This is a genomic window from Paracoccus rhizosphaerae (assembly GCF_026162645.1).
In the GTDB taxonomy this organism is placed as follows: domain Bacteria; phylum Pseudomonadota; class Alphaproteobacteria; order Rhodobacterales; family Rhodobacteraceae; genus Paracoccus; species Paracoccus rhizosphaerae.
The window spans coordinates 1-6,912 of record NZ_JAOTBE010000103.1; the positions used below are offsets into that span (position 1 = coordinate 1).

6 protein-coding genes and 3 pseudogenes are annotated in these 6,912 nt (G+C 63.7%); 4 read left to right on the plus strand and 5 right to left on the minus strand.

Translation table 11 applies throughout. The annotated features are described in order from the left end of the window. Positions 1–219 precede the first annotated feature (219 nt). Complete coding sequence (locus tag OC184_RS18925; protein WP_265508708.1) at positions 220–654, minus strand: hypothetical protein; 435 nt, start codon at positions 652–654, stop codon at positions 220–222. 12 nt (positions 655–666) lie between these two features. Further along, positions 667–2,106 carry a GMC oxidoreductase gene (locus OC184_RS18930; protein ID WP_265508709.1) on the minus strand — a complete coding sequence of 480 codons (1,440 nt, stop codon included), beginning with the start codon at positions 2,104–2,106 and terminating at the stop codon, positions 667–669. A 1,062-nt stretch (positions 2,107–3,168) separates the two neighbouring features. On the opposite strand from OC184_RS18930, the gene kynU reads away from it, so the two are divergent. The 4 genes from kynU (at position 3,169) to OC184_RS18950 (ending at position 5,982) form a co-directional block, all read left to right on the plus strand. Beyond that, entirely contained in the window at positions 3,169–4,365 is a 1,197-nt protein-coding gene (kynU, locus tag OC184_RS18935) for a kynureninase (RefSeq protein WP_265508710.1), read from the plus strand. Between the two features lie 164 nt (positions 4,366–4,529). Further along, on the plus strand, positions 4,530–5,360 hold the full coding sequence (gene kynA, locus OC184_RS18940; protein WP_265508711.1) for a tryptophan 2,3-dioxygenase: 831 nt from the start codon (positions 4,530–4,532) through the stop codon (positions 5,358–5,360). Positions 5,361–5,585: 225 nt separating this feature from the next. Continuing rightward, positions 5,586–5,852 (plus strand): hypothetical protein, encoded by a 267-nt coding sequence (locus tag OC184_RS18945; RefSeq protein WP_265508712.1) that lies wholly within the window; start codon positions 5,586–5,588, stop codon positions 5,850–5,852. Positions 5,853–5,859: 7 nt separating this feature from the next. After that, positions 5,860–5,982, plus strand: coding sequence for a hypothetical protein (locus tag OC184_RS18950; RefSeq protein ID WP_265508713.1), 123 nt, complete (start codon positions 5,860–5,862; stop codon positions 5,980–5,982). A gap of 50 nt (positions 5,983–6,032) precedes the next feature. Here the strand turns inward: OC184_RS18950 and OC184_RS18955 are convergent. The 3 pseudogenes from OC184_RS18955 to OC184_RS18965 all read right to left on the minus strand — a co-directional run. Continuing rightward, positions 6,033–6,182, minus strand: a pseudogene (locus tag OC184_RS18955) (SDR family oxidoreductase); the annotation flags it as partial. Beyond that, a pseudogene (locus tag OC184_RS20615) lies at positions 6,133–6,548 on the minus strand (SDR family NAD(P)-dependent oxidoreductase). The pseudogenes OC184_RS18955 and OC184_RS20615, both read right to left, overlap by 50 nt. Positions 6,549–6,695: 147 nt before the next feature. Then, positions 6,696–6,912 (minus strand): annotated as a pseudogene (locus OC184_RS18965) (IS481 family transposase); the annotation flags it as partial.

Sequence of the window (6,912 nt, forward strand, 5' to 3'; positions counted from 1 at the left end):
GATCTGGAGCAGACACTCTTGCGACATGTCCGCCTCTACAACGGTCAGCTCCCGCAATCAGTGCTGAAGGGGCAAACGCCCATCGACGCGCTCAGGGACTGGCAGAAACAAAGACCGGAGAACTTCAAGAAGCGGCCCTGCAATCACGGGGGATGTGAAAGCTGGATCTCAAAGCCAGCCCTACTCAAAGGCAAGGGAGCAATCTCCGCGGATCTTGCCTCAGGCAAACGAGGCAAAAGGATTGAGGCAGGCAGTCCGACCGAGGAAGTGAACTTGATCCTCGGCTGTGGTTCTGAACGCGAAATCGGTCAGAAGGAGAAAGTCCCCTAGCAGATGACGTTCGAAGTTCTCAAGGATGCGTCCACGCTCTCCGGGCAAGTTCCGACGTGCCATCTCGGTCAGGTCGAGGCGTTCGGCCACGCCATAGAAGGCGGCCAGCTTCTCGGCCGGGAACAGCCATGGCCTTTGGTCGCGCACCGCCGCAAGAAACGCGGCCCGATCCTCGGACGCCATCCGGATCGGTCCCAGGTACCTTTCAAGGATCGCGTGCGCCAGATCCTCGTCCGACAGGGTGCCGACGAAGGCGACGCCGCCCGCCGCAGCCAGGGTGCCGCCGGCCAGCATCGCCAGAAGAACACGTCGTGACAGAGCCATGATCCACCTCGATCAGATCAGCAGGCCGGCGGCGCGCACCGAAAGCGCGGCCGCCGTCAGGCTGGGGTTGGCACAAGAGCAGGTCGGGAATGTGCTGGTTCCGACCACGACAAGGTTGCGCAGCCTGTGATGGACCATCCCCGCATCCACCACCGATGACGCGGGATCATTGCCCATCCGCAACGTCCCCTGCAGGTGCGATTCCGTGCCGCGGATGCCGCGGTCGAAGATCTCTTGCACAGGGAGCGGCGACAGAAGGTCGGGAAGCTTGCGACGGGCCTCTGACATGCCTCGGGCTGCATAATCCGAGAGGCCGACATATTCGACGAAGGCATTGTCGTTTTCATCCAGCACGACGCGATTGCGGTCGTCCAGCAGCTCCTCGGTGACGATGACGATGGGCAAGGTCTGCCGCATCCGACCCGGCTCGATCCGCATCCCGTGGGACCAGCGGTTCTCGAAATAGACCAGTGCCGCGCCGTAGTCGCTGCGATGCGCGCCATCATAGAGCCCAAAGTTCAGGCCGGTGGTGATGGTGCTGCCGTCGAAATTGTCGACGCCGTCGAGAAACACCTCGAAGCTGGCACCGTGTGATTCGTGCAGGCCCAGCCCCACCAGCCCCTCGCCCAGTCCCGAGCGCTGCAGGATGGCCGGGCTCTGGATCGCGTTCGCGCCCAGCACGAACAGATCCGCCGTCGCCGTATATTCCTGGCCGCCGGCGCGATAAGTGACCAAGCTGACGGTGTTTCCCGCATGGCCCAGGTGCCGCACCTCGGCGCCTGTGACAACCGAAACCTCAGGCGCCTCGAACACATGCATCAGCCCGTTGTTCGCCGTGAACTTGGCATCGGCCGGACAGTATCGGCAGCGCAGCGAGGCGCAGCAGGCATTCCGCGTTCCGGTCGCCTGGCGGGCGCGTCCCGTCGGCATGGTGAAATGCTGGTGCGGCTGCGCGGCCTTCATGATCCGGTCGGGCTGCGACATCCGGTGGGGCGGCTGTGGGAACGGCCGCGACCGCGGCATGACCTGTGCCATGTCCTCGTCCCCCGAAATCGACATGATGTCCTCGGCGCGGCAATAGGCGTCTTCCAGATCGTCATAGCCGATCGGCCAGTCCGTCCCGACACCATAGAGCGATTTCATCCGGAAGTCGTTCGGATGCAGGCGCGGCGTCTGCGCGAACCAGCAGTTGGTCCCTCCCCCCAGGCCAATCGTGAAGTTCCACGGCTTGGACGAGTTCGAGCTGTAGGTCGAGGTGTCGGGAATGGGCGTGTTCGCCTGATGCTCGACCTGCCAGGCGTGGGGGACGTGCTGACCCCACTCGAGCAGCAGGATCCGACCGGGATTGCGCAGAAGCATCTCGTGCAGAAAGAAGGCTGACCCAAAACCCGAACCGATCACGATGCAATCGAAATGATCGTTGGCCACACGGTCCGCGGGGACGTTCATCATGTTCGCCACACCTTAAACTGTAATCGGCCCTCTGTCCGGAGCCGATCATCACCAATTACACGAGGCGACGAATCAACACTCTGACGTCGTCAACCCAAGGGGACATATCATCTTTCAGTTGATCATCAATACAACACCCGGTTGATATATGTCACTGTTCAACATTTTAGAAGAGCCGGCCCCGCAAGTGCATCTGCCACCGACCCGACGGTAGAGCGGCAATCAGTCGCTCTGCAAGTCAATGGTGAACCGCGTCGCCCGCGCGATGCACGCAGCCTCATCAGTCGGCATGTCCTGCCCCGTTGGGGCGCAGATATAACAGCCCACGGTGCGCCGCCACGCCCTGCGGGAGTTCCGTGATCTAAAGGATGCTGAGGTTTTCCACGTTCAATCCGCCGTCAAACTGGTTGCGCTGAAAGAGGAACAAGTTGCTTTCAGAATCAAGGCTCACAACCGTCGGATGACGAACGCAACCAGCATGGTGGCGGAGAGAGCATTGTCTGGGCAAAATTCTTTTCCGTATTTCCCCATCCGACAGCTTCAAACCCGCCGAGCATTATCTTGGATCGACTGTGCCGCTCTCGGAACTTGCTGCACCCGACGGCTGTTTCCCGGCCGCTGACCTTGGATGCAGGTGCGTAGACCTTGTTCTTTCGACTCGCACTGAACTTACCAGTGTCGAATCGACATTCCGCTGCCAACAAGCTGCCTCTCAAAGCGCAATCACCCAGATGATCATCTACTTCTGCAGTGCAGCGGGCTTTCGTGTCATTCGCCGAACGTGTGGAACACAGTTCTACTTCAGCGACCGCAACCCTAGATCGGCCGGTCAAGATGCAGCGGTCAGCGCGTCCAACAAGGAACGGCGGCACGGCCATCGTGAGGATCGCCACAAGGACCGTTCATACTGCCGAGCTTGAAAGGTTTGGAACGGCCGTCGTGACGTGCCATCTCGCCGATTATTGCCATGGCCCACAAGGGCGGGCCAGTGTAATCGTCACGCAGAAACGCGCTGTAGATCCAGCGTTCCGCAAACTCATCTCCGCCCGAGGGCTGCCGCCGATGACCACCAATTTCACCGCCACCCGTGCCATGTTCGACCTGCCCGAAGGGGTGATCTATCTGGATGGCAACTCGCTCGGGCCGCTGCCTCATGCCGTGAAGGCGCGCATGGCGAGCACCGTGGCCGAGGAATGGGGCCAGATGCTGATCCGTGGCTGGAACGAGGCCGGCTGGATGGAGCAGCCGCGCCGTGTCGGCGACCGCGTCGCCCGTCTGATCGGGGCCGAGGCGGGCAGCGTGGTCATGGGCGACACGCTGTCGATCAAGGTCTACCAGGCGCTGGCCTCGGCGCTGGAGATGAACCCGGACCGGAGGGTGATCCTGTCGGACAGCGGGAACTTCCCCTCGGATCTCTATATCGCGGACGGGTTGGTCCGCACGCTCGGACAGGGATACCAACTGCGCGTCGTCGCTCCCGAGGAGGTGCTGGATGCCATCGACGACAGCGTCGCGGCCTTCCTGATCACCGAGGTGGACTATCGCACCGGCCGCCGCCACGACATGAAGGCGCTCACCGAAAAGGCCCATGCGGTCGGCGCCCTGGCGATCTGGGACCTGGCGCATTCGGCCGGCGCTGTGCCGGTCGAGGTGGCGGCCCGTGGCGCGGATTTCGCGGTCGGCTGCACCTACAAGTATCTCAATTCCGGGCCCGGCGGTCCGGCCTTCATTTATGTCGCGCCGCGTCACCAGGAAAGCGCGCGACCGGCGTTATCGGGCTGGATGGGCCATGCCGCGCCCTTCGCCTTCGACCTCGACTATCACGCCGGCGCAGGGATCGAGCGGATGCGCGTCGGCACGCCGCCGATCCTGCAGCTGGCCGCGCTGGACGCGGCGCTGGATGTCTGGGACGGTGTCGACATGGCCGACATCCGCGCCCGCTCGCTGGAGCTGGGCGATCTGTTCATCGAGGGGGTCGAGGCCGCGTGCCCCGACCTGCGCCTGGCGACCCCGCGCGCGCACCGGGATCGCGGCAGTCAGGTCAGCTTTGCCCACCCCGAGGGTTATGCGATCATGCAGGCCCTGATCGCCGAGGGCGTGATCGGCGACTTCCGCGCCCCCGAAATCCTGCGCTTCGGCTTCACGCCGCTTTACATCAGCCCTGACGACGTGCGCCGCGCGGTCGAGATTCTGTCGCGGATCATGGCCGAAGAACGATGGAACCGCCCCGAATTCCGCCAGCGCAACCGCGTGACATGAGCCGCAGGCCGCTATCCCGCACGCGCCTTGCATCCCTGCCCGGCACATGTCGGCCCGCGGGGTGGATCGCCCTTTGGCGGCGCCTTGGACCGATGTCGTCGCTGACCCGCTGAACCTGACGCTTCCCGCTGACCCCCATTTTACCGGATCCAAGGAACGCTCAGATGACCTATGACCCCTCGACCGACGGCGCGCAAATGGATTTTCAGCGCCGCATGTCCTATGGCGACTATCTGCAGATCGACAGGCTACTGTCAGCGCAGCTGCCACTGTCGTCCGCCCATGACGAGATGCTGTTTATCGTCCAGCACCAGACGTCCGAGCTGTGGATGAAGCTGGCGCTGTTCGAACTGGACGCGGCGCGGGCCCGTATCGCGTCCGACAACACGCCCGAGGCGCTGAAGATGCTGACGCGCATCGCCCGCATCTTCGAGCAGCTGAACTCGGCCTGGGATGTGCTGCGGACGATGACGCCCTGGGAGTATTCGCAGTTCCGCGACGACTTGGGCCAATCGTCGGGTTTTCAATCCTGGCAATACCGGGCAATCGAATACGCCGTCGGCAACCGCAACCCCACAATGTTGCGCCCGCACGCCCACCGGCCCGAGATCATGGCCAAGCTTGAGGCGGAACTGGCGCGCCCCTCGCTCTATGACGAGGTGCTGCGGCGGATCTTCCGCCTCGGGCTGCCGGTGCCCGAGGCCGTTCTGTCCCGCGACACGAGCCAGCCGTGGCAGATGGACGAGGGCGTGCTGACGGCCTGGGCCGAGGTCTATCGCGACCCCGCCCGCCATTGGGAGGCCTATGAGCTGGCCGAGAAGCTGGTCGATTTCGAGGACTACTTCCGCCGCTGGCGCTTCAACCACGTCACGACGGTCGAGCGCGTGATCGGCTTCAAGCGCGGCACCGGCGGCACGGGGGGCGTATCCTATCTGCGCCGGATGCTGGAGGTCGAGCTGTTCCCCGAACTCTGGCGTGTCAGGACCGCGCTGTAGGATAGCGCTTTGCTGGCGTCGGTTCTCCGATGCGCGAAAACGCCGTGACCGTGGTGCGTTTTCACCGGCCGGAACCCGCTGCAGGCTTCGCAAGCATCAGACCGGAGGAACGGGCGGATAGGAGCAGATCAGCCGGACGTCTCGCCTTACTGAGCAACCGATCGGGAGGCCGCACGACAGCGCCTTCGCCTGTGGCTGCAGATGTAGACGTAGATGTAGATGTAGATGCTGAAGGCGACGCGCTACGTCGAGCACAACCTCCGCGAGCGGCTGCGGCAGGGCTTTGACATGAGGCTGCCGCGCTTCGACGTGCTGGCCGCGCTGACGGCCGCGCCCGAAGGGCTGCGTATGACCGAGCTGTCGCAGCAGCTGATGATATCGAACGGGAACGTCACCGGGATCGTGGACGCCTGGTTGCCGACGGCCGGCCGAGCGCGAGACGATCGAGACCGACCGCTGCGCCTTCTGCGTGCGCATCACCGATTAGGGTGAGCGCATGATGGGCGAGATGACCGCGCGGCATCTTGGATGGATCGACGAGCTGCTGGGCGAAGTGACCGAGGCGGATGCGGCGCGCGGCATTTCGATCATGCTGGACATTCGCCGCAAGGGGAAACGGTAAGGGCCCGCCCCGCCGTATGGGCCATGGCGCCTGCCCGATGAATGCCAGCGTCAGAGGATGCCGGTGTCCTTGGCCACGCGGCGATGGGCGGCACCGGCCGTGAGGCCGCCGTCGAAGATGAAATCTTCGCCGGTGATGAAACCTAACGGGTCAGGGGCGAGGAACAGGACCAACTGCGCCACCTCGTCCGCCTCGCCCGCACGGGCAAGTGGGGGTTAGGCCGGTCATCGGCTCCAGATGGGGCGAATTGTGGTTCAGGTCCGTGACGATCAGCCCGGGGCAGATCGCGCTCACGCGGATGCCGGCCTCCGCGTGTTCAATTGCCGCCGTCCGCGTCAGCCCGCGCAGCGCCCGTTTGCTGGCGGTATCGATTAGGTCGGAATGGCCCGAGAACGCGCTGTTCGACGAGATGTTGACGATGCTGCCCCCGCCATCGTGGCAGGCGCCGCCGCCCGGATGCCTAGGAACGCGCCGGCCAGGTTTACGTCGATCACGCGGCGCCATTCCTCGGGGGGCATGTTGCGGATGATCTTGCCGTTGATGATGCGGGCTTTGTTGACCAGCACATCCAGACGCCCGGTCCAGTCCGTGGCAGCCCGAACTGCCGCGTCCTAGGCATTGGCCTCCGTCACGTCCTACCGCGGAAAGCGTGCTCGCCCAGACTGTCAGCACCCAAGGCACGATCTTCTCCATACTGAAAAAGGCCGGCGGCTTCATGCCCAGCTGTCACATCCCACGTGATTGCAGGGCCGCTTCTTGAAGATCTCCGGTCTTTGTTTCTGCCAGTCCCTGAGCGCGTCGATGGGCGTTTGCCCCTTCAGCACTGATTGCGGGAGCTGACCGTTGTAGAGGCGGACATGTCGCAAGAGTGTCTGCTCCAGATCTTCGCCGCTGTTGAAGTGGTGGCTTTGCAGGACGTCCTCGATCCGG